Raw genomic sequence first — 24107 nt, forward strand, 5'->3', positions numbered from 1 at the left:
CTTTCCTACTCCATAAAAATCGCCATCTTCTGATCAACTAGTCCAATAAGAGATGCCGCGCCATCCTTATTGCCATCAAACATCGCATCCACAAGGAAAATCTGCTCCCGCTTCAGCTGAACATCACCAGAAAACACTTGCGTTTTATCGACAAACTCGCCCTTCTTCATGTCGTAGGCATAATCGAGATTATTTGGGGTTGCCTCATGCGCATATTTGAACCCATAAAGCTCCATGACCTCGGCTTTGCTCATGCCAACTCGTGCTCCGCGAGCCGTTTCGTATTTCCCTTCAGATCCTTCAATTAATTGAAAACCTACAGCGATATCGTCCCGGTACGCTACGCGAACACCCGATGAATACAAGACTAAAGGACGCCCGTTATCTCCACCATCCTGCAAGATAGCCTCAACATCCGCTCTCGAATCCCCATAACATAGGGTTTTGTTATTTTGCAGGTTAACGATGCACTTGTCCTTATCAGAGAATGTATCTGGTTGAAACGCAGCCTCTTGCTTCTGGCACCCGATAAGGGCAAACAACGCGATAACGCTGATTATCCATAGGCTTTTCCTCATCACGTCGACATTCCTCCATATATTCCTTGCTAAATTTGAACGGTATAAACGGCTGATACTATGGTAATTGCAAAACCAGCCACTATAACAAATACTCCAAACGGTATTGAGATTTTTATTCTCGCTGCCCTGCTTTTTTGTACTGAGAATATAGCTAGTCCTATAAGCAAGCCAAATACAATGGACTTCATATCGGAGCTGGGAATCCATTTAACAAGGAGCTTGTCCGAGAAAACAGATATCAAACAAGCACAAAATACAAATAACGGAATCTTCAGTTCCACAAATGTTCCCCACTTTTATCGGGATAGCTCTATTCTAAATCCGTATCCGAAACCTATCATCACTCCTCATTATCTCAGCAACTTCGGTTGGCGACTTGCCATCGGTGCCTAGCAGGTATGGCTCGTTAGCAGGTGACTTCATCAATTTGTCCCGAAGGAACAGCGAGCGGTTCAAATATTGCGAATCTCCTCGCTGATGCAGCCGGGCGGCAAGGTTGTCCGATTCCGCGTGCAGCACAACATAGTGTAACGTTACATCAAGATCCGATAGCTGTTCAAGGAACCATGGGAGTTCATCTTCGACAACAAAATCGATAACCGTATCTAACCCGTTCTGGATAAAATTCCGCGTCACGGCAGCGATATTAAGCCACGCCAAGCGAAGTCGTTCTTCCCATGGAGGTTCAGTTTCCCCTTTGTAAACATGTAGAAGGAGATCACCCTCAATTAAGACACTTTGTTTCATCTGGCTGGCTATAGTCTTGGAGACGGTTGATTTCCCGACGCCAAGCGGACCGGATATTAGATAGACGGTTACTGTCTTACTGCTGGCATGCATATTATCTCCTCCTCGAATTTCGCTTCAATGAATGGCTAGCTATCAGCTTGAGTGATCCATCAATATAAATAGACTATTTCCTACAGTGAAAGAAACGGTCCGCTTAGGCAATTGCAAGGTTTCATTCTTCTGAAACGGTTCAATCGATTGATCATCCACCTTAAACAACTTTGTGCCATATTTACTACTGTACGTAATGCCCCCATTCACGACGTCCTACATCATGAATCCTTTATCTACATCACTGTATGTTTTGAACGAGCTAATGTTGTTCGCATCAAAAATATCAACGATATCTTTGAGCAATACGACATCGTTACTGTTGAAATTCTCAATCTTGCCTTTGTTTACGATATCGGTGTACTTATCGGATGCACCTTGATAAGTAACCGTGTAATTGGTATGACTCGATTTATCGATTAGACTCATCGTAAGATTCACAAGCGTAGAATGATCCCAGCTGATTAGGAATTCAAACAAGCCCAGATTATCCGCATTAGTCCCAGCTTTCTGAGCGATCTTGTCCATCACGTCATTCCAGGCTATCTGATCGACATCATTAACAAAAATCTTCTCGCCATGATCCGCGCTGCATGAGCTTTGAACCAACAGTACAAGGCTAATAAGTAAGCAAATGATGCACTTTCTCATGACGTCCCCCTCACAGCTCTTACAAATTCCCCCATATTGAGACGCAGCTTCGTACAAAATGTTGCGTCTTACAAATAAAACCGCAAAGGCTAATCAGCCTTTGCGGTCTCCATAAGTTACGCTATTCCCGATTATGCTCGTTCTCAATCACGGCTGTTAAGAAAGCAAGCGCCAGTCCTTGCCCCCAGCCTTGCGCCCACTTCTTGTTAATGCCAAGATAACCTTCGATATCGTTCATGACGGCCGTTCCGCCGGATACGTTCAACACTCGTCCATTCTCCGTGATATTGGCAAGTACGCCGTCCAGCGCCTTCTGCACGTATTTGCCATGGAGCGGATTATTTTGCGTCACCATCGCTGCGGCGATGCCTGCCGTGGCGGATACTTCACCATAAGCTTCCGGATAATCTAGCACCGTCCCCCAAAGGCCATCCTCCTTCTGCAGCTTCTTGATGGCGGCAAGCTGATCTCGCAAGGAGCCCCAAATATGCATCATTGGCGGATACAAGTACGCTTCGGGCGTACCCTTGGCCGCACGCGACATCGTATAGGCTGCCCAAGCATTGGCGCGGGCCCAATACATGCCGGACATATGATCTTTATTAATATGGTTATAGCCGTGATACCACAGCCCGGTATTCTCATCCTGCAAATAATTAATATGCCAGTAGAATTGATGCAAAGCGTCGTCAATCAGATCTTTCCGGTCAAACCGGACGCCAACCCGCAGCAGGAAATACGCCGCCATAAATAACGTATCTGCCCAGCATTGTTCGGGAAAATCGTTTTTCGACGATACCGTATGCTGGAGTACCCGGTCACCGAAGCGAAGCGCTTTATTTCCCAGGTAATCCACTTTGCTCAAAATTAGCTTAAGATATTTCTCGTCTTGCGTCTGTTCATATAACGTGAGTAGCATATGTCCCATCGCGCATGTATTTACAGTCCATCCAGGCAATCCCGCTTCCAGATACTCATCAACCCAAGCTGCCATTTTGTCCAAATAAACTTGCTCACCAGTTACTTCATAAGCCCGGCTGACGCCATAGAAGGCTACACCGCCCGGCCAGTCCCATGTTAAATCCATCCCAAACGTATAATCCGCCACTTGCCGGACGACTTGCTTCAAATCAATGGCTGTTGCATCAAGCTTCATGATCTCCTTACCTCCCTTAGATCCAAAGCCCCTGCTTCGCGCAGGGGCTCGAACAAATCCTAGTCCATTCCTTCGATTACTTGAATTGACCAGCGTCAATCGCTTTTTGCTTCTCGTCAAGAATCTCTTGGTAACCGGCATCCAGATACGTTTCTTTCGCATCATCATACGTTGCTTGGAATTGATCTTCCGGTGCGAGAACCACCTTCACGTACAGCTCTTGGAAGAGCGAGTTCAGATCGGCCTTGTATTCGTTCACTTTATCCAGTACAACGGTAAACAAAGCATCCGGCGTACGGAACTCAGCCAAACTGTCAAAGTTATTCAGTACCTTATCAGCCAGGCTTTCGTAGCCAGGAGGCGACCAGTTTTGCAGATACGCTTTGCGTGTTACCGCTGGATCCGTATATTGAACAACTTCGCTAACTAGGGCGAAATAGTCTTTGTTATTGTTTTGAGACAACACCGATTCGCCTTTGAAATCCGGGTTCTTAACGGCAAGGCCGTCCGCGTCCAGCGTATAGTTCTGACCTTCAACCCCATTTTGCAAGTAGAACAGGTTAGCCGGCTGGCTCATCCAATCGAGGTACATCCATACGGCAGCACGTTCCTCAGGCGTCGATTCATAGTTAACCCCCATAATCAGACCAAATGGCCAATACGCGCGAGCTTGCGGCTTATTGCCTTCCGGTACGCCAGCTGTTCCAGGAAGAACATCGAATTGTGCATCCGCATTGTTTTTGAGCGTAGCAGTCAGAACATCCGTGTTGCTAGCGAGATAGAAGCTATACGTGCCTGTTTTGCCGGCAACAAATTCAGCTTTTGTCTTGGCATCGTCATTGCGCAGATAGAACTCTTTATCGATGAGACCATGATTATACTCATAGTTCAGGTTTTTCAAGTATTTCTCGGAATCCTTCGTCGTCAGATCCGCTACGCCAAGATCGGAATAAAGCGCGCGGTATTTCGGATCAACCGGCCAGTCGCGGAACGCATAGTTATACGTATAGTTGTTCTGCAGAAGAGATGCGCCAGCCGTACCCAGTCCTGCAGCCTTCCACTTCTCGAGCAATTCATTATACTTCTCGAGGGAGGTCAAATCCTCCACTTTCATGCCAACCTTCTCCACCCAGTCTTTGCGGATTAGCGTCGTGAAGTTGTCTACGCTTGGACGCGCAGCGAAGAAAAATACGTTCTTGCCGTCTACGGCGCCATATTGTTTAATCGTTTCGCTCATGTTCTTCCAATAGGTAGGCGCATAATTGGCAATCTCATCGTAGTCCAGTTCCTGCATGACATCTTCGCCATAATAAGCAAGCGCTTGAGGCATATCGTAGTGGAAAATAATATCCGGCGCTTTATGGGAAGCGAGCAGCTGCTCGTAATCCGTCACTTCGCTGTTTCTTGTGATCGGAATAAACTTGACATCAATGTTGTACTTGTCGCCGAATTCCTTCTGAATCCAACGCGTATAGTAGTTGTCCGTTACGTTCCAGCCTTCGAAAGCACGTTCATAAACCGGAATTTGCAGCGTAACTTTCTCCGGAAAACCCTTCGAATAATCGGGATATTTGCCCTCGGCTGCGTCGCTTGGCGCATTGCTTGCCGTATTGTTTGCGCTTGCGGAAGGAGAAGGGTCATTCGAGCTGTTTGTATTCCCATTATTGTTATTCGAGCAGCCCGACAAAATGCCGAGTACTACAAACAAAGCCATAAACATGGATACGAAATTCTTTTTGCTCATTGCTTGTTCCCCCATTACATGATTTTAGTTGCGAGATTATTCCTTCACGGCCCCAAGCATAACGCCTTGGACAAAATACTTCTGGATAAACGGATACACGCAAATAATCGGCAGCGTTGCAAACACGACACACGAAGCTTTAAGCACCTCGGGGTTGCTAAGAGATACTTGCGTTGCTTCCAGCTGGAAGCTTTCGCTTGCCTGAATAACGAGGTAATACAACTTCAATTGCAAAGGTCTCAGGTCTACATTTTGCTTAATGTAGAACAAGGCATCTTGATACGTGTTCCAACGCCCAACCGCATAGAACAAGGACAATGTCGCGATAATCGGTTTGGACAACGGGATCACGATACTGACGAGAATCCGGAAATGTCCCGCGCCGTCAATTCTTGCCGACTCCTCCAGGCTATCGGGGATGCTGCTCGACAAAGCCGTCTTCATGATCAATAAGTTGAAGGCGCTGAAGGCCGGAGGCAAAATAATCGACCATAACGTATCGAGCATCCCCAAATTGTTTATCAGCATATATTCGGGGATAATGCCACCGCTGAAATACAAGGTGAACATAAAGATAAAGGTTAACACCGTACGTCCCTTCAGCTGCTTGCGGGATAACGGATAAGCCGCGCAAATCGTGATGATCATGCCAAGAACGGTAAATAACACCGTTACTAGAACCGAAACATACAAGGACCGCAAAATGCTGTCATCCGCAAAAATCTTGCCGTACGCTTCAAGCGTGAATCCTTCCGGCCATATAAACACTTTGTTCGCGATAACAAATGCGTCTTCGCTTAATGACTTGGATACGACATGCAAGAACGGCAGCAAACAAGCCAGCGAGGCGAGAATCAAAGAGAGGTGAATCAGCACATCCCATAGATCAAAGCGCCTTTTGCGATGAACAGCTAGAGTACTGTTTGATGCTTTCATGGTTGGTTGACCTCTCCCTTCTATAAAAGTCCGTCTTCGCCAAGCTTTTTCGCAATCCGGTCGGCAGCCAGCACCAGGACAAGACCAATTACTGCCTGGAATAACCCAAGCGCCGTTGCCCGGCTGAAGTTGCCGCTCTCAATCCCCCACCGGTACACCAATACGGGAATCGTAACCGTATATTCGGTCGTCGCTTTGTTCTGCAGGGCAAATACCCGCTCGAACGAGCCCTCCATCACTTTGCCGAGGTTCATAATAAGCAAGGTAACGATGGTCACGCGAATCGAAGGCAGCGTCACATTCCATACCTTTCTCCAGCGACCCGCTCCGTCGACGATTGCCGCCTCGTACATTTCCGGGTTAATGCTGCTGATCGAAGCAAGATAAATGATGGTCCCCCAGCCCATGCTCTGCCAGACGCCTATCGCCAAATAGCTTATCAACCAATTGGTATCGTCCTGCAGGAACGGAATCCGGTCGCCTCCCATCATGGCAATGAGATTATTGATCGCGCCGTTGCTTTCGCTAAGAAGCTGGTAAGCAATAGCGCCGATGATAATCCAGGATAAGAAATGCGGCAGGTACAGCAACGTTTGATTAATGCGTTTGAACCTTACGCTTCTGATCTCGTTAAGCAGCAGCGCAAGTACAATCGGCATCGTGAAGCTGAACAAGAGATCCAAGCTGTTAAGCAAAATCGTGTTCCGGACCGCGCGGCCAAAGTCATGCTTGGCGAAGATCTCCTGGAAGATCTGAAAGCCTACCCAATCGCTCCCCCAGAATCCTTTTGCTATCTTGTAATTTTTGAAGGCAAGGATTAGCCCGGACATCGGAGCGTATTTGAATACAAGCACAAACGCCAGCGGTATTAATAGAAGCGCATATAGCTGCCAATCCCGCCGGAGAAAATACGCCATGCCGCGTTTGTTTAACCGGATGTTTTTTAAAGCGGTTTCATTTTGATGTGAAGCGCTTTCAATTTTCACATTCTCACCTCCTCGCGAATCAGTTTCCCCTCGTTTGTGGATCGCATGAGACATGGCTCGTTGCTGTCCTCATCATAGCCCCGCTCCTTTTAGCCCGTAAATGCTGAGTATTGATTTCATCCGTCATTTTTGATTGTTGAAGCCTGATTATTGCGGTTTTGGCGCGATTTATGATCAATTCTGATAGGCATGAGCAAAAATAAAAGCTGCCCTGCAGCATGCAGGACAGCCCAATGCCAGGCTATTCAAGTCTCTTTAAGATGTCTTGGCTCTCGATGTCTTGTAGCTGCTTGGAGGCATCCCTTCATACTTGCGGAAGAACCGGTTAAAGCTCTGAACATTATAATAGCCAACCTCGGAGGCGATCTGTGTAATCGTCATATTGGATTCCGCAAGCAGCTGTTTCGCCTTCTCGATCCGAAGATGGTTCGTGTAATCTATCAGGCTTTTGCCGGTTAACTCATATACGATCTTCCTCATGTAGGAATAGCTGATGCCAATCTCCTTGGCCATCTCTTCAAACACAATCTCCTTGCAGAAATTCTCTTCCAAGTATCGAATGATCCGATCCCCGTGATTCGCTTCGCCGGTGTTGCGTTCCAGATGCGATATAATGTCTTTGAAGAAATCCCGGAGATAATTCTCGAGCTCGTCGAGCGTATCAAGGGCTGCAATAGCGGAATAAATATTGCCTCGGCCGGCAAATATTCGGGACGTGCTAATGTTGTTTTCCCGAAGATGCTTGATGGTTACGCCAATCATCTGATTGTATATGAACAAGATGTTGTCATGCGAGATCGATTCGTCCGAAATAATATCAAGGCGGATCGAGTTCAGCTCCCCCAGAATGCTGTCCAGATCTGCCCGTTCCAAGAAATTAACGATCCGCCGCTCGCTGTTGGTTGGATACATGTATTTCTTGCTGCGCTCCGATTCCTCTTGCCAGTAAAAAATACACCCGCTGCCTTTGATCATCCGTTGTTTGATCGCCTCCGCCGCTTCAGCCACCCGCTCGGGAATCAGTTCGCTGAACTCCGTCTGGCTGCTAACGCCGGTCGTCACCGAATGGCCCAGCAAATCAAGCGCCGCATCCCGGATGCGGACAAGCGTATCTTTCAAACCGGACATAACGCCCTCATCCTGCACATAATTCATAACAAATACGAAATTTCCTTCTCCCTGGTAAATCCCTCTTGCATGGATGTTCGCGGGGAATAAGCTCTCGCATTTCGATAGCAGAAGATAACGGTTGTAGCTGCGCGTCTCCGGATTGTTCTTGCTTACGTATCTCCTGTAACGGTCAATGGAGACAACGGCAATCGTGTAATAACGCTCCGGGAACATCTCGGCAATTTGTTTCTTCACTTCGCCGCGAAGCAATTGGTGGATGGACAAGCTCCGGGTATCCTGCTCGCGCTCCTGCAGCAAGCTGTGCAAGCCTTCCTCCTCCTCCTGCATCCGCCTGAACGCGGACTCCAGGAAGGCCAGCTCATTGTTACCCGGGGTCCCGAGGCCGGTGCGTTCGCGCATCGTCCGGACAAGCTTCCGAAGCGGCTGAGATAACCAGGTCGCGAGCAGCACGGCAAGGATTGTACCCGCAAAGATGATAATCGCCGTTATAAAAATAATGCTTCGCTGCAGATTGTACGTCTTGGTCATTAATTGATCCATCGAATAGATATTGATATTCCACCAGCCAAGCTGCTCCGAACGCGACCAGGTATATAGCAGACGCTCCCCATTCAGCGTATGGTAGGCATAACCTTCTTTCACGGGCTTGCTCAAGATTTGCCGGATAAAAGGCTGTTTATTGCCGTCGGACAGCAGCAATGACTTATCGTGGTGGGAGATTATCGTACCATCCGAACTGAGGAGCATATAGCCTTCCGAACCTGGCTCGGATGAATTTAAATAATTGGCGATCTGCTTCTCCCGCAAATTGACGACGATCGTTCCGCGCGTTGTCGTGGACAAGCGATTTAAGGGCAGGACATAAGACACCACTTGAAGGCCGGATTCCAACCTTCGGGGAAACCATACGCCAGCGATCCCTCTCCTCCCATCCAGCGCTTGCTCCATCCAAGCTACCTGTTCGTACCGATCGAGCGTGGTAATGCCTTGATCCGTAGAGACGACATAATCGGCACCGTCAAGCAGGAAGTAAGTCGAGTAGACGCCATCTACGCGGTGATTCAGACTGGCCAGTTCATTCAGAACTTTAAGCGCGCTGCTTATATCGCTATAATCCGAATTCAATTCTGAATACGTTTGGAAGCCGCGGAGCCGGTCAAAAATATTCGTTGCGGCCAGCTGCACCGCATCCTGCGCCAGGTTGCTCAGCGCATTTTCATTCAGCTCGCGATTGGCATTCAGCCCCGCAAGCGACGTTTCCGCAATTGCGCTTTCCGAATACCCTACAATTTGTGTGCCGCTATACCAGGTCAGAATGGCAGTCGGAATAGCCATGACACAGATCAATATGAGCATCAGTTGAAGCATCATGGGAAATCTTTTCATCCGTCCGTCCTCCTATCCAATTGGGAATGGGTCATAGAGTTACACAAAGATGATATTGAAAGCGCTTTATATTTGTTGAGCAACTGAACCGTCACCTTGATACATATTGGACAATTATACACTATCAAGTTCGTTTGGGTCTATTTCCCACTCTAAAATTCTACTATAAAAATAAGACAACAAAAACACGCCCTTATTAGGCGTGTTCCTTATTACCTTCCCGGTATTCCTACTTTGAATTTCGTTCCTTTGCCAATCTTGCTGTCCACTTCAATTGTACCTCCGTGCAGCTGAACAATTCTCTGAACGATCGACAAGCCTAACCCGGTACTGCCGGAGGCCCGGTCTCTTGCGCTATCTCCGCGGTAGAAGCGATCATAGATGGATGGGAGCTGCTGTTCGAGAATACCGTCCCCCGTATCGCCGACCGTTACGAAGCATATGCCGTCCGCCTGCTCCGCCGCAACATGAATGGAGCGTCCCCCAGGTATATGCTTGACCGCATTGGAGAGCAGATTCATCCATACCTGCATGAGCAGCACCTCATTTCCGCATATGCAGAGCTGCCTGGGGACGGCGACCCTGATGGCGATTTCTTTCTCCGCGAGCTGCCATTCAAAATGTTGTATGGCTTGCCGAAGCTGCGGCCGCAGCAGGAACAGCTGTTTTTCGGTCGAATAGCCGGAATGGTCCAGCGTCGAGAGAAGCAACAGTTGCCTGCTTAACGCAGCAAGCCGCCGTGTTTCCTGCCCGATGATAGAGGCATATTGGCGTGCCTGCTCGGCCTTAATCCCATCACGGGCGAGGGAGTCGGCATACCCTTGTATAGCCGCAAGCGGAGATTGAATTTCGTGGGATACATTGGCTACAAACTCTTTTTTTGACCGGTCAGACCGCTCAAGCTCGGTGCTCATCGCTTGGAATTGACGGGCTAGCTGCCCAATCTCGTCTTTCCTTGCTACCGGGATTTGAATATCATATTGGCCTTGCGCTACCTTGGTTGTCGCTTCCGTCAGCCGGATAACCGGCTGCACCAGGTAACGCGCGCTGATGAGGAAATACGGGAAGCTGAACAACACCGTCAAGATAAACATAACGATAAAAAACATCCGCAATTCATCAAAATGCACGCGGCTGTCCTGCCTTACGAATAAGGCGTACCGATCGGCATCGGCCATGACCGTTAGACCTACGGTATTGCTTAACGCATTGTCAAAGTAACCGGTTTGAAACGCTTTGTTCGGATATTCCGCGATGCCATGATAGACTTCGCCTTCTAACACCCGCTTCTTCACTTCTCCCTCCAAATTGGCCTTTGAGAAAGGTCTTCCATAAAAAATGCCGTTGCCGTCTTCATCATACACGTAGATTTGATAACCAAGCTTGGCGGAGCTGTGCAAATAGTCGCCCATTCCATCCGGATGCAGCTTGATATAATCCCGCAGCTGTTCAGCCGTATTCATGAGTTTGGCATCGGCATGCGGCTTCTGGACCCCGTGATAATAGACCGTTGCCGCATAATAACCTAAGAAGGAGCTGATCGCTATCGAATAAATGATAACGACCAGCACGCGGACATACAGCGATCTCATGCAGACGGCACCTCAAGCTTGTAGCCGATGCCTCTGACCGTATGAATGACAAAGCCGCGGTCGGCTTCCGGAAACCGTTTGCGAAGCCTTTTAATATGTACGTCGATGGTTCTCTCGTCCCCGTTGTAATCCGTTCCCCATATAATGCGGATCAGTTCGTCCCTGGAAAATACGCGCCCCGGGTATTCCGCAAGCTGTGCCAGCAGCTCGAATTCCTTGAGAGGAAGCATTTGAACCTCTTCCCCGTCCACAATCTCGTAATTTTTCCGGTCGATTATGAGCTGATTCAGCCGAATCCTATCGCTAGAGGCCAGCGAGTAACGGCGGAACAACGCCTTGACCCGGAATAAAATTTCGGGAAGCTCAAACGGCTTCGTAACATAATCATCCGTACCGCTTAAGTATCCTTGCTCTTTATCGCTTAATTGATCCCTCGCGGTTAGGAGAATAATCGGAATATCATAGTTCTTTCTCGTAAACTCGCATAAGGTTAATCCGTCTACAATAGGCAGCATAACGTCCAATATGGCAAGATCTACGGGTTGCTTCTCTAGTACGGCAATCGCTTCCAGACCGTTCTGCGCTTCCAGAACGCGATAGCCTTCCCGGGTCAAATAATGGCCAAGCAGCGTCCGGGTATTGGAATCATCGTCTGTTATGAGCAATTGTTTCATCGTCTCTTCTCTCGCCTCCCATACCGGCGTTTATTCCGTACTCCGATTAACCAATTAACGGGCTTTTCTTCTCCAGATGACTAGACCGCCAGCGCCTGCAATAACAACGGCGGTAACCAGCCACCAGATCCAATTGCCGCTTTTTTCGGATTGGCTCTTTGCTTCACCGGCTGCTAGAGCAGGAGCATCTGCCCCTTCCGTTACTGCGGCGAGTTCTGTGCCGATGGTTTCGCTATCCGGCCCGGATTGCGGGGTACTTGCCTCTGCGCTCTCCGTCACCTCCGGCTGCTGACTAGCGGCTGTTCCTGCCGATGCGGAAGCGGAAGGCGATGGCTCAGATGACGGCACGGATGACGGAGACGATGATGGGGATGGCGTAGAAGATGCTGCTCCCGGTTTACTTGTCTGTTGCGGCTTTTCCGCTGCGGCCGGCGTTGGCGTTGGCGTTAGCGTTGGCTTTGGTGTAGCCGCCGGCGCTTCCGTTGGTTTGGCAGAAGGTTTCGCTGAAGGCTCCTCGGCTTCGGCAACTTCTGCTTTTTTCACAAGTTTAATGGTGTTCATGTCAAACGCGAACCGGATCGTATAGTCATGGTCATAGTCAATGTCTGCTACCGTCACATGGATTTTGGACACAATCGGCTTGGTGATATCCGCCGTAAATTCCACAAGGCGGGTATCCGCTTTTTTGTTGGAGCTGATTACCTTCGTATCCACATATCCGCCTCCGCCGGGCACTTTAAACTGCGTGACCCAGAAGCTATGGTTAATCGTGACCCGGATGGTTGCTTTTCCACCCTTCACGACAACCGTTGCCGGCTTCTCCCAATAATCATTAGCCATGGACACCGAATCATTGTCAGCTTGCAAAATAAGATAATCACCGGTATAAGTGCCGTCCTCCATCGTTGCCGCCGCCTGCGAATGGCCTTGCCCAAACAGCATCGCTATACACACAGCGGCAACGATGCCGCTGATCCATTTCATCCCTTTCAATCGTCTCATCCTTTCCAACTCTATTCTTTATGATGATAATGATAATTATTATCACTAATAATCCTACCAATATTTTCTTTTCGCTGTCAACCCTGCAAATTCCAAATCCTTGTATTTATAATTCTCATCGCATATAAAAGGGCTTTGGAGAGTCGGAACCGACTCTTCAAAGCCCCAGAATGGATCGCTATGCGTTTTGAACTTCTGCTTCCGGCAGCGGATGACGAACGATCTTCACTTCGTAGAAATTGATTTTGTTCGAAATAATATACTCTGGCGTCTCCCGGTGCGAATGCGATTCGCGGAAAGCCTCACTTCGCGTCCACGCTTGGAAGTTCTCTTTACTCTCCCATTTGGTGCTCACGGTTACCTCATCGTACTCTTTCGTATTTTCGGTGAGCATGACCTCAAGACCAAGAAAACCGGCCATTCCTTCCACCTTGCCGACCCGGTCGAAGCGTTCTATCAGCTTTATTCCGTTCCCTTTTGTAATCTGCGATACGTTTGTAACGATCACCATATCGGTTCCCTCCCCTTCTTGTTCACGTGGATTTTACTTCCATTTTGTGAACAGAGCGTGAATTCCAGATTACATTTTTGTTCCCAAGCTTAACCCGCAAACTTGTAATCTAAAATTCATGCTCCGTTCATAATCGGCGTTTAGAATTCGGGGCGTAGTCAAATCTTGGCAATGGAGTTAGTGAAACGCTATATTTTTTTTGACTTCTCATTGAGAATGATAATCATTGTCCGAATATAGCAGTCGACAGTTTCATGAACCATGCCTGTTAGAAAAGGAGCGGAGGCCTGCGAGCGTAAGAATGACGAGCAGCATAGATCTACGAAACGAACCATCATCCATTAAAAAATAGAGGAGTGTTTATACAAATGGCACAAATGATGAAAAGATCGCTGGTAATGACGTTAATGGCAGTAGTCCTGTTAATGGGAATGGCGGCTTCCGCCTTCGCATCTTCGCAAAACTATCAGTTCAACTACAACGGCAGCTATCATGCTCATTCGAGTTCTTATATTGCAGGTCCGGCTGAAGTGGACGGCGGCAACGTGACCATCACGCTGACAGGCAACTACTTCCCGCAAGTTAATGTAGGCGGCGTTAGCTACTACGGTACTTACAGCTCCACAACAAATCTGACGACCATTACCTTCCCTGGCGACACCTCCGCAAACGTTGACCTAACGCTGTATGTCGTAGCAGGGCCGCATAGCACCTCGTATAATTTGGAGCTTGAATGGCTGTAATCGCAGCCTAAGATTCAGGCGGTAAGCAAGGCAAAGAAGGAAGCGTTGATTCTCCTAATCAACGCTTCCCGTTTGTCAAATATAAGTACAAAGGGAGTTAATCAAAGTGAAATTATTGTTTAGAAGGTCATTAGCCATCGTAATGGCATTCGCTTTATTCCTTGGCATTCTACATATTCCCCCCGCCTCCGCAGCTTCGTCATCCGTTCGCGATGGTGAGTTTGATGTTCCTTTTCGTTATTTGAAAGACGGTTCGACCGAAACTTCGGCTGCTGACACTTTTATGGTTAAGAACAGCGGCAAACTGATCATTAAAGACGGTAAAGCTGTATTCGAGCATCAAGTTACAAAAGCAAACTACTCTACATTTGAATATTTCGGCTCGCGTAACCCAGGTAAGGCCAAAGCCGTTATCACTTCATCCGGCGGCGTGGAAAGCGTCAATGGACTGGATGGTTATACACCGGCTGTTTCAGGAGACGCTGCTTCACCCAACAATGACAATGTCGTTATTCGATTAGAAATCGAGGACGTTTATTCCCTACAGGATATTGTGATGCATATTAACGACAAAGAAAATATTTTCGGCGCAAATTATTACAACCATTGGTATAACGCGCAATTGCAGCTTCAACTAGACGGAATCGACCTATCCCCTCTTCCAGGCGGTGGCGATGGCGACGGCGGGAATGGCGTTATTACCCGAGATACGTTTAATTCTCTAGTATCAGCCGCAAATCTGCTGCTTGGAAGCGCGGTAGAAGGCGAAGCAGATGGCCAATACAAAACGGGATCCATAGCAGAACTGCAAGCTAAGCTTACTCTGGCAAACGCTTTGGCCGCAGACGATGATTATCTTGAAGTTGCTTACAAAACGCTGGATACGGCGGTTAAAAATTTCAAGAACAACGTTGTTGTCGTGAACAAAGCCGCGCTATCCCGATGGATTCTGGAAGCCAAAACATGGCTGGCCAAAGATCCTAAGGATTCCGGCTTTGCGGAAAGCGGCATCGCATCTTCCTTGCGGTTCGGAGCGGCTTACTCCGAAGGAGAATACCCTTCCGAATTCCCTGCCTATGAAGAGATCTCATATGGCGTACCGCTTGGTCTTACCGCGAAGGTGCGCAGAGAACTGGCAGCTGCCGAGACGTTGTTCCAGGATGCCGCAGCCACGCAAACTCAGGTCAATACGATGGTCTATGAGAAGCTCGCGAAGTATAACTGGGAAGACATCGAGAAGCAGAGGTATTCGAAGAAATCCGAAGCTGAAATCTATGTATTGGATTCCATCGCGGAAGGAACCAATATTCTGTCTCAATATGCTGGCGATTTTGCAGACACGGCCGAGCTTCTGCAGCAGGAAGGGTACTTGGGAACCTTTGCGAACATTACGATTCACGACGATCCTAATGACTCCATCGACTACACCGGCAAATCGATTGCTCAATCTTCCCCTAGATCAACGGATGGCCTATTCGGTCCAGCCAATTCCGCTAATCCAGGAAAACCGGTAACATTAAGCAGTACGGCAACGGAAAAAGTGTTCCAGTCTTATGTAAGAAGCGCCGCTCAGCCCGACTCGTTGTGGCAAGGTTTTGTACGAATCAGATATCCGATGACTTATGCGGATAACAAAGTGACCGAAATAGCCGGCGTAACAAAAACGGTCTTCATCAGTTTTAATGCTGCTCAGCATAAAGAACTGCTTTCTTTTATCGACCAAGCGCAGCAGCTTCATGATAAAGCTGTTGAAGGTACCGGGGTTGGACAATATCCAACCGGATCCAAAGCGACCTTGCAGACCGCAATCGATTCAGCTACAACTAGCGGCGGATATTTGGCTGCTCCAAGACCTAAAATTTTGACCGCTACAACAGATCTGCAGACCGCGCTTGATACCTTCAAAGCAGCAGCCATTACTAGCCCTACGGATCCGGGAACGCCGCCTGTCGGCCAGACCCCTAAATACCCGGAAGACGGCAATTATTATATGAACTTCCGGATTCTCAAGGATGGAACCGATGAAGATTCCATCATGAGCAGGTATGTCAATACAAGAGCGCTTGTGAACGTAAGCGGCGGCGCGAAATCCGTATCCTTCACGCTTAAACAAAGCAAGGAAATTACGGGTTTGACGCTGAACGGCAGCAGCGGCTCCGTCTCCTCGGCAAACACGGCAAACAACACCCGCGTTGCGACCTTCCAGCTGCCGAGTTTATCCTCCAAAATTAACGGCTGGGTAGACGTCAATTGGCCGGAAATCAATTACGTGCATAACTATGATGTTCAGTTCCTATTTAGTGAAAGCTCCGCCGTGTATGCAGGCGAGAATCCGTCTGTTCCGGGCGGCAGCGGCAACGTTGGTCCCCCTCCTGGCTTAGAGGTACCGGGCAAAGAGGAAGAAGCCGAAGGAGAAGGCGAGGGATCCGAAGAACCAGCAACAACGGTTCAATTCTCGGACATTAACAAACATTGGGCTAAAGCCAATATTGAAGCTGCCGTGAAGCTTGGCATCGTTAACGGCTTCACCGACGGAAGTTTCCGTCCGGAGAATACAGTATCCCGCGGTGAGTTTGCCGTGATGATCAGCCGCGCGCTTATGCTGGAGGGCGAAGATTCGGGTATGGTCTTCCAAGACGCAGGCTCGATCCCAGGCTGGGCGAAGGATCATATTGCGCGCGCGATTGCCGCCGGTCTCATGCAAGGCTTCGCCGACGACACCTTCCGTGTGTCCGACCAGCTTTCCCGTGCCCAGCTTGCCGTTATTATCGCAAGAGCGGCCAGCTTAAAGCTGGATGGCGCAAGTAGCGCAAACTTCACCGACTCGGCAGCTATTCCTGCCTGGGCTAGCAAAGAAGTCGCGGCTGCCGTAGATGCCGGGCTGATTCAAGGCAAGGATAACCGTTTTGCCCCTAACGAGACGGCAACACGCGCCGAGGCCATTACGATGATCATGCGGCTTCTGGCATTTTTCGAGAAGAAATAAATAAAGAGCCTTCGCGCAAGTTAAACTTGTGCGAAGGCTTTTCCCTTGCGCGGAGCCAGTAATACCCAGCCCAGCAAGCCGCCTAAACCATTCAGAATCAAATCGTCGACGTCAAAACTTCCCATCGAGAAAACAAGCTGCGAGCATTCCAGCGCAAAGCTTAAGCCAAAAGATAGGGACGCTGCCCCAAGGAAAGATCCCCATGTGCGGTTAGCCCATAATCGGATAAAAACCCCGCACGGGATAAAGATCGCAATATTCCCTATAAAATTAACCTGTTCATGGGTATCGGACAACCCTGCTATATTCCCTTCAATCGTCTTGAAAGGAGTAAAATTAGCCCTCTGCAACCCGTAATCCATATATTCGGGATTATTCAGCGACCAGTGGAGCTGATGCCATAAGAACTCGAGGTTAACCGAGCCGAACTTAAACAAAATCACTTTGAGCAAAACGTACAGATAGAACAGAAAGAAAACGGAGCTTATCGTTCCTCGTGTGTATTTCATCATGTGTTATCCCTGCTTTCCTAACGATCCAACGGGAAGGATCCAATGTTCTTATTAAGAATAAGAGACATTGCTTAAGAATTAAGCAGGGTAAATCTAAAGTTTTTCTTAAAAAGAAAACTAAATGCTCGCGCGCATGGCCGTAGACTTCCGAATCGTAAGCGACGGTGGCAGCACGACGCGTTCAGGCGATTCGCCGGGCTTGCCGATCTGGCGGACTAGCAGCTGCAAGGCGGTTTGACCGAGCTGCTCGATCGGCTGGGCAATCGTCGTAAGCGGCGGATCCGTGACGGAAGCAAGAACCGTATCGTCAAATCCAACGATAGAGCATTCCTCCGGTATCCGTACCCCCAGCTCCTTAGCCGCTTGGAGAGCTCCGATGGCAAGAAGGTCATTGCAGCAAAAAATAGCTGTCGGCCGATTCCCGCTTTGAAACAGCTCGCTCGCTTTCGCTTTGGCTTCTTTGATGCTTGTGCTGAGCACAAACGCCGGATCAAGAGGAAGACCGGCCTGCTCGGCCGTTGCCCGGAACCCCCGGACCCGCTCCCTGCTGCTGCTGATCGAATCCTGCTCCGCCAATACGGCAAGATTCCGATGCCCAAGCATGATCAGATGCTCGGCGGCTGCGGAACCTCCCTTGTAATCATCAACCACAACGGACGGAACTTCGACGGACGGAAGCTCCCTGGCTAGCAGCGTAACCGGAATATTAGCCTTCAGCAACGGATCCAGCACGGACAAATCCTTCAGACCGGTTCCAATAATAACGCCGTCCACGTTTTTTTGCTGCAGCAGCTCGGCATACCGTTCGACCTTCTCGTCTTTGTTATCCGTGCTGCATATAAAGACGCTGTATCCATGGCGTTGGCCTTCGTCTTCTACAGCCCTTGCGATCTCCGCAAAAAAAGGATTGGAGATGTCCGGAACCAACAGTCCCAGCGCGTACGTTTTTTTACCGGTTAATGCCGAAGCGATCATGCTTGGTTTATAGCCCATCTGCATCATGATCTGTTTGATTTCGTTCCGGCGTTCCTCGCTGATTTTCCCCTTGCCGTTTATGACAAGAGACACGGTTGCTATGGATACGCCTGCTGCCTTTGCTACATCATATATGGTTGCTTTCATCATTAACGGTCTCCATTCGCACGTAACTTATTTACATTCATTATGCGCGTAAAGGGGAACGCTTTCAATCATGATCTGTCCGGAGCCGGAACGGGCATCAGCCAAGCATGCGCCGGATCATTATAAAACTTCCACGTTCGGACCGGGCCGGCCATGACGTTTAAATAGTAGACTTCATAACCTGGAGGTGCCGATACGGGATGGTAACCTCTTGGTACAAGCACCGCTTCCCCGTCTCCGACGGCCAATGTCTCGTCCAGCGAGCGGTCATCCGTATAGACCCGTTGAACCGCAAAACCTTGGGCAGGATTCGTATGATAATAATACGTCTCCTCGAGCAGCGATTCCTCCGGGAGGAAGTTGCGGTCATGCTTATGCGGCGGGTAACTCGACCAATGTCCGCCAGGCGTAAATACTTCAACGACGAGCAGGCTGTCCGCCGGCTCGCTCTCCGGCAAGATGTTCTGAACGAGCCGCGCCATATTGCCGCTGCCCCGATGTTCGATTCCGACTTTCTCCGGCGGAATCAAACGTGCTTCACGCCCGCTTTTGCCCGGCGCAAGACATACGGCAAGCTCGAGCTCCGTAAGCGCCGTTACGCTCCAATTGTCGCTGCTTGGCACATAAACGGAATACGGCGGTATTTTTTCAAATACGCTCATTCTTTGGCCAATCCCGTTCCAACTGTTTGTGTTTGTGGATACGTCTGCCTTGCCGCTAAGCAGCACGAGACAAGCTTCCTGATCACCAGTGTCCCGCTTAAGCGACTGTCCCGGCGTCAGCTTGAATACTTCAAACCCAACGTATTCCCAGCCAGCGGATTGCGGGGTTACCGACAGGACGGAACCGTCAGCGCCTGATTCGCGCTCTACGATCAGTTTGTTTCTCATGTCATTCCTCCTAAATCTGAAGTGAAGTTCTTCCAATGAAAAACTTACTTCGTAAGCATTATTGTGTTATGTCAGCTCGCTCAGCCTGATCGGTCTGCCTAATTTAGCGGACTGCTTCGCAGCCAGCGCAATAAGTTCGGCTTGCAGCCCATCGTAACCTTCTACGGGGAGCGGACGGTTATGGAGCACGCTGTCAATGAACATCTTCGTTTCTTCCATATAAGCCTCGTTATAACGCTCCAGGAAAAAATGCAGCGGCTTGTCGCGGACGACACCTGTCTCATCGCTTAAAGTCACTGTATTCGGATAATCGTTCTCCGCTGAAACCGCGCCGCGGGAGCCAAACACTTCGACTCGTTGATCATAGCCGTATACGGCACGGCGGCTGTTGTCGATGACCGCGAGGGCACCGTTGTCAAAAGTCAGCGTAATAACAGCCGTATCATAATCGCCAAGTTCGCCGATAACCGGATCAACCAGTACGGCTCCTTGGGCAAATACCGTGTCTACCTCGCTGCCCGACAGGTAGCGGGCCATGTCAAAGTCGTGGATCGCCATGTCCATAAAGATCCCGCCGGACACTTGAATGTACGCCGGGCTGGGCGGATTCGGATCCCGCGACGTAATTTTGACCAGATGCGGCATCCCGATCCGATCTTCGGCAACAAGCTGCCGCAACCGTTTGAAGTTATGGTCAAACCGCCGGTTGAAGCCAATCTGCAACTTGACGCCCGCTTTCTTCACGGCTTCAAGCGCTTCTCTCGTCCGGTTCACGTCCATGCTGACTGGCTTCTCGCAGAACACATGCTTGCCGGCTTCCGCCGACTGAATAATGAGCGGAACATGCGTATCCGTCGATGAGCAAATATAAATCGCGTCAACATCCGGATGTGCGATCACTTCCGAACTGTCCGAAGTAACCATGCCGATTCCTCGGGCACTTGCCCATGCCATCAGCTCATCGCTCACGCACAAATCGCTGATCGCGACAACTTCCGCTTCTCCCATGCGGAGCAGGTTATCCGCATGAATCTTGCCAATCCGCCCCGCGCCAATAATCCCCACTCTAACCTTGTTCATCTGCGCTCCTCCAGCTCCCTTGAGGTAAGCCCGCTTACCAACGGGCCGTCACCATTTTTTTACGCGTATAGAACTCGACGCCGTCCGTTCCGTTGGCATGAAGATCGCCGTAGAACGATTCCTTCCAGCCCGAGAACGGGAAGAAAGCCATCGGCGCCGGTACTCCAAGGTTAATGCCAAGCATGCCGGCATCAATCGTCTCGCGGAATTGACGGACATGGCTGCCGTCTTGCGTGAAGAGGCAAGCGCCGTTTGCAAACGAGGAACGATTGGCAATCTCGATCGCTTCATCAAGCGTGGCCGCGCGCATAACCGACAGTACCGGCGCAAAGATCTCATCTTTCCAAATCTTCATCTCGCAGTTGACATGATCGAAGATGGTTGGTCCAACGAAATAGCCATCACCGCTCGAAGCGGTATCCTTGCGGCCGTCGCGCAGCAAGGTTGCGCCTTCCTGCTCGCCCGATTCAATGTAACCAAGCGTCCGCTGCTTATGCGAATCGCGAATCACGGGTCCGAGGAATACGCCGTCATCTAATCCGTTTCCAATCGTTATCGCATCGGCTGCCAGCTGAAGTTTTTGCAGGAGCGGTTCGGCTACATCGCCAACGGCAATGACTACCGCGCATGCCATGCAGCGCTCGCCCGCGGAACCAAACGCCGCGCTGACGATTTGTTGCACGGATGCGTCAAGATCGCAATCCGGCATCACGATGGAATGGTTTTTCGCGCCGGCCAGCGCTTGTACCCGTTTGCCGTTTGCCGTGCCTGTCTTGTACACGTATTCGGCAACCGGCTGCGAACCAACAAAGGAAATACCGGCTACGTCCTTATTCGAGAGCAAGCCGTTAACGACATCATGCGCCCCATGGACAATGCTTAACACGCCGGCAGGCAGACCCGCTTCCGCAAAGAGTTCGGCAAGTCGGGCTGCAAGTAGCGGCGTCCGCTCTGAAGGTTTCAATACGAAAGCATTGCCGCAAGCGATCGCAAGCGGGAACATCCAGCAAGGCACCATCATCGGGAAGTTAAACGGCGTAATGCCGCCAACGACTCCAATCGGGTAACGGTACATGCCCGATTCCAGATTCGACGCAATATCCGGCAGCTGCTTGCCCATCATCAAGGTAGGCGCTCCTGCCGCGAACTCGACGCACTCTATCCCGCGTTGAACTTCGCCATAAGCTTCGGTGTAGCTTTTTCCGTTCTCGGCGGTAATGAGGCGTGCCAGCTCTTCCCAATGTTCCACAAGCAGCTGCTGGTATTTGAATAATACGCGTGCGCGGCGCGGCACAGGCGTACGGCTCCACGCGCGAAATGCCTCTTTGGCAGCGGCAACGGCTTCATCCAGCTCTTCGCCCGACGAAATCGGCACGTAAGCAAGAATCTCCTCCGTAGCCGGATTGTAGACCGGTTCCGTTCTGCCCGATCTGGAAGGCACCCACTGGCCGCCGATCAGGTTATTTAATATTTGGACGCTTGTGCCTGTATTGGCATGAGACATTGCTTGTTCCCCGCTTTCCCATTCCTGTATGGAATTAATTGCTTGCCGCCGTAATCTCGCCCGCGAGACAACGCTCAATATATTCATGAACCTGCGGTGCTTTGGGCATCGCATCCGAACAGCTGTGACTGGAGATGACGATGCAGGCAGCCGCGCTGCCAAACTCCATGCTGGCGCTAATCTCCCACCCCTGCATAAGGCCGTATAGAAAGCCTGCTGCGTAAGAATCTCCCGCCCCAAACGTTTTCACCACTTTGGCGGGGAAGCTTCTTGCCCGGTGAGAGGCACCATCCTTCGTATAAGCGATGGAACCGTCCTTGCCGTGTTTAATGATCACAATGTCAGCCGAATGATCGAACCATTTTGCCGCCGTTATATGATCGTCCCGCCCCGGGTTATTCCCAAGACGTTCCATCATATCGAACTCTTCCCTTGTGCCGATGATGATGTCGCATTTCTCCGCGGCAAGATTATAATAGACAGCCGTTTCTTCGTCCGAAGTCCAGGTATAAGGACGATAATCGAGGTCAAACGCGATAACTGCCCCATGTTTCTTGGCGTAATCAAGCGCTTGGAACACCGCTTCGCGGGAAGGGCTTTGGGCCAGCGCCGTACCGGAGATGAGGAGGAGCTTGGTTGCCGCAATAAGTTCTTCCCGTACTTCCCCCGCTTCAAGAAGCAGATCGGCTACGTTATCCCTGTACATGAGAATGCTGCAATCCGTTGGGCTCTTAATCTCGGTAAAAGCAAGTCCCGTAACCGCCCCGGACTGATCGACCGTCACGCCCGAGGCATCGATGCCCTCCTTGTTCAGATAACCGGTAATGAACCGTCCCATCTGGTCATTCGCAACCTTGCCGATAAAGGCTGTTTTGAGGCCAAGCCTGGACATTCCGATACAAATATTGGCAGGCGAACCGCCGACATATTTGGTGAACGTAACGGTCTCCTCCATCGGCCGGTTAATTTCATTAGCGTTCAAATCGATGCACAGTCGCCCTACAGCAACAAAATCCAACGTTTTCGCGGCATCAAATCTTGCGGCATTACTCATGTACGTTTGCTCCTTTCCGTTCTGCTCGCTCGATAAGAGCATCAATATGTTGAAGGGCATGTAGAGCATATTCGTATGGCGGGTGCTCCGCCGGATCCTGCTCCCCTTCGAGCATCGCCCATCCGTCATATCCTCTTTCCACTAGCTCCGAAACAATAGGCTGAAAATCTATGCAACCGTCGCCGGGAACCGTAAAGACGCCTTTGCGGATGCAAGTAACAAAATCGGCTGCTTCCGCACGCGCTTCGTCCAGAACGGCCGGCCTTATATCCTTCAGATGAATATAAGCGATCCGGTCGTAATGCTTACGGAGCACTTCAAGCGGATCCGCGCCGCCATAATACGCATGCCCCGTGTCATATAATAGCCAAACAAGCGAAGGATCGGTCAACTCCATCAGAAGGTCGATTTCCTCGGGAGATTCCACAACCGTCCCGCCGTGATGATGATAGGTCAGTCTCATGCCATATTCCCGGGCAATGCTTCCCGCAGCGTTTAAGCCTTCCGCCAAGCTGCGCCAACCCTCTTCATCCAGGCGAAGCACTTCCTTCTCGTTTGGCGTGCGCCGCGGATCAAAGTGAAGCGACCCTCCGACCTCAGCGGTGCTGATCACGGTGCTGCCCATCCCGCTCAAAAACTCGCAATGCGCCCGGTAGGCGGCAAGCTCTTGCTCTCGGTAGGCGGGATCGGACAGCAGCACGGATTTCCACTGGGACACAAGCTGAATGCCGCGGGACGATAGCTCCTGCTTCAGCACCTCAAGGTCCTGCGGGTATTTGCGGCCCATCTCCGTCCCGGTTAGTCCTAATCTATGAATATCGTCCAGTATCGTCTCATAGGCGGTATCCGCCCCATGCTCGCGGACATCCTCTCCTACCCAGTTAATAGGATGGATCCCAACTGAAAAAGGTCTGTTGACAGGCATTTTAAATTCCCTCCTAAAATGAATGATCACCAAATGACCTTTTAAGAAGTCATCGTGATGATTCATACTTCGAAAGCATAAGCCTCTTAAATGCTCATAAT

The 24107-nt window shown here is 50.0% G+C and carries 21 protein-coding genes; 2 read left to right on the forward strand and 19 right to left on the reverse strand.

Annotation, left to right across the window (positions count from 1 at the left end; all coding sequences use genetic code 11):
* Window positions 1-5: 5 nt before the first annotated feature.
* The 12 genes from QQK89_RS04445 to isdG all read right to left on the reverse strand — a co-directional run bounded on the left by QQK89_RS04445 (window position 6) and on the right by isdG (window position 13190).
* Complete coding sequence (locus QQK89_RS04445) at window positions 6-581, reverse strand: hypothetical protein (protein WP_284237240.1); 576 nt, start codon at window positions 579-581, stop codon at window positions 6-8.
* A gap of 315 nt (window positions 582-896) precedes the next feature.
* On the reverse strand, window positions 897-1421 hold the full coding sequence (locus QQK89_RS04450; protein ID WP_284237241.1) for an AAA family ATPase: 525 nt from the start codon (window positions 1419-1421) through the stop codon (window positions 897-899).
* A 216-nt stretch (window positions 1422-1637) separates the two neighbouring features.
* Complete coding sequence (locus QQK89_RS04455; RefSeq protein WP_284237242.1) at window positions 1638-2072, reverse strand: hypothetical protein; 435 nt, start codon at window positions 2070-2072, stop codon at window positions 1638-1640.
* A 121-nt stretch (window positions 2073-2193) separates the two neighbouring features.
* Window positions 2194-3228 (reverse strand): glycoside hydrolase family 88/105 protein, encoded by a 1035-nt coding sequence (locus QQK89_RS04460; protein ID WP_284237243.1) that lies wholly within the window; start codon window positions 3226-3228, stop codon window positions 2194-2196.
* A 76-nt stretch (window positions 3229-3304) separates the two neighbouring features.
* Entirely contained in the window at window positions 3305-4972 is a 1668-nt protein-coding gene (locus QQK89_RS04465; RefSeq protein WP_284237244.1) for an ABC transporter substrate-binding protein, read from the reverse strand.
* Between the two features lie 36 nt (window positions 4973-5008).
* Window positions 5009-5908, reverse strand: a complete 900-nt coding sequence (locus QQK89_RS04470; protein ID WP_284237245.1) for a carbohydrate ABC transporter permease — start codon at window positions 5906-5908, stop codon at window positions 5009-5011.
* A 20-nt stretch (window positions 5909-5928) separates the two neighbouring features.
* Entirely contained in the window at window positions 5929-6894 is a 966-nt protein-coding gene (locus QQK89_RS04475; protein WP_284237246.1) for an ABC transporter permease, read from the reverse strand.
* Window positions 6895-7149: 255 nt separating this feature from the next.
* Entirely contained in the window at window positions 7150-9411 is a 2262-nt protein-coding gene (locus QQK89_RS04480) for a helix-turn-helix domain-containing protein (protein ID WP_284237247.1), read from the reverse strand.
* A gap of 212 nt (window positions 9412-9623) precedes the next feature.
* Window positions 9624-11003, reverse strand: coding sequence for a sensor histidine kinase (locus QQK89_RS04485; RefSeq protein WP_284237248.1), 1380 nt, complete (start codon window positions 11001-11003; stop codon window positions 9624-9626).
* Window positions 11000-11677 (reverse strand): response regulator transcription factor, encoded by a 678-nt coding sequence (locus QQK89_RS04490; protein ID WP_284237249.1) that lies wholly within the window; start codon window positions 11675-11677, stop codon window positions 11000-11002. The genes QQK89_RS04485 and QQK89_RS04490 overlap by 4 nt, the downstream gene beginning before the upstream one ends.
* Before the next feature lie 54 nt (window positions 11678-11731).
* Window positions 11732-12679, reverse strand: coding sequence for a heme uptake protein IsdC (gene isdC / locus QQK89_RS04495; RefSeq protein WP_284237250.1), 948 nt, complete (start codon window positions 12677-12679; stop codon window positions 11732-11734).
* A 178-nt stretch (window positions 12680-12857) separates the two neighbouring features.
* Window positions 12858-13190 carry a heme oxygenase gene (gene isdG, locus QQK89_RS04500; RefSeq protein WP_284237252.1) on the reverse strand — a complete coding sequence of 111 codons (333 nt, stop codon included), beginning with the start codon at window positions 13188-13190 and terminating at the stop codon, window positions 12858-12860.
* A 368-nt stretch (window positions 13191-13558) separates the two neighbouring features.
* Between isdG and QQK89_RS04505 the strand changes: the two genes are divergently transcribed.
* Together QQK89_RS04505 and QQK89_RS04510 are read left to right on the forward strand one after the other, a co-directional pair.
* Window positions 13559-13933: a hypothetical protein gene (locus tag QQK89_RS04505; protein WP_284237253.1), complete on the forward strand. Its 375-nt coding sequence runs from the start codon at window positions 13559-13561 to the stop codon at window positions 13931-13933.
* Window positions 13934-14039: 106 nt separating this feature from the next.
* Window positions 14040-16919: an S-layer homology domain-containing protein gene (locus QQK89_RS04510; protein WP_284237254.1), complete on the forward strand. Its 2880-nt coding sequence runs from the start codon at window positions 14040-14042 to the stop codon at window positions 16917-16919.
* A gap of 20 nt (window positions 16920-16939) precedes the next feature.
* On the opposite strand, the gene QQK89_RS04515 is transcribed toward QQK89_RS04510, so the two are convergent.
* From QQK89_RS04515 to iolE, 7 genes are all read right to left on the reverse strand, one after another.
* Complete coding sequence (locus tag QQK89_RS04515) at window positions 16940-17431, reverse strand: VanZ family protein (RefSeq protein ID WP_284237255.1); 492 nt, start codon at window positions 17429-17431, stop codon at window positions 16940-16942.
* 117 nt (window positions 17432-17548) lie between these two features.
* A complete protein-coding gene (locus QQK89_RS04520; protein WP_434481624.1) occupies window positions 17549-18556 on the reverse strand; it encodes a LacI family DNA-binding transcriptional regulator in 1008 nt (335 codons plus the stop codon).
* Window positions 18557-18621: 65 nt separating this feature from the next.
* Window positions 18622-19443 (reverse strand): 5-deoxy-glucuronate isomerase, encoded by an 822-nt coding sequence (gene iolB, locus QQK89_RS04525; RefSeq protein ID WP_284237256.1) that lies wholly within the window; start codon window positions 19441-19443, stop codon window positions 18622-18624.
* A 66-nt stretch (window positions 19444-19509) separates the two neighbouring features.
* Complete coding sequence (gene iolG / locus QQK89_RS04530) at window positions 19510-20523, reverse strand: inositol 2-dehydrogenase (RefSeq protein WP_284237257.1); 1014 nt, start codon at window positions 20521-20523, stop codon at window positions 19510-19512.
* Between the two features lie 34 nt (window positions 20524-20557).
* On the reverse strand, window positions 20558-22027 hold the full coding sequence (locus QQK89_RS04535) for a CoA-acylating methylmalonate-semialdehyde dehydrogenase (RefSeq protein WP_284237258.1): 1470 nt from the start codon (window positions 22025-22027) through the stop codon (window positions 20558-20560).
* Between the two features lie 34 nt (window positions 22028-22061).
* Entirely contained in the window at window positions 22062-23081 is a 1020-nt protein-coding gene (gene iolC, locus QQK89_RS04540) for a 5-dehydro-2-deoxygluconokinase (protein ID WP_284237259.1), read from the reverse strand.
* The gene (iolE, locus tag QQK89_RS04545) at window positions 23074-24006 is read right to left on the reverse strand and encodes a myo-inosose-2 dehydratase (RefSeq protein ID WP_284237260.1); all 933 of its coding nucleotides are present in this window, start codon (window positions 24004-24006) and stop codon (window positions 23074-23076) included. Before iolE ends, iolC begins: the two co-directional genes overlap by 8 nt.
* Window positions 24007-24107: the final 101 nt, after the last annotated feature.

It is taken from the genome of Paenibacillus glycanilyticus (genome assembly GCF_030161375.1).
Taxonomy (GTDB): Bacteria; Bacillota; Bacilli; order Paenibacillales; family Paenibacillaceae; genus Pristimantibacillus; species Pristimantibacillus glycanilyticus_B.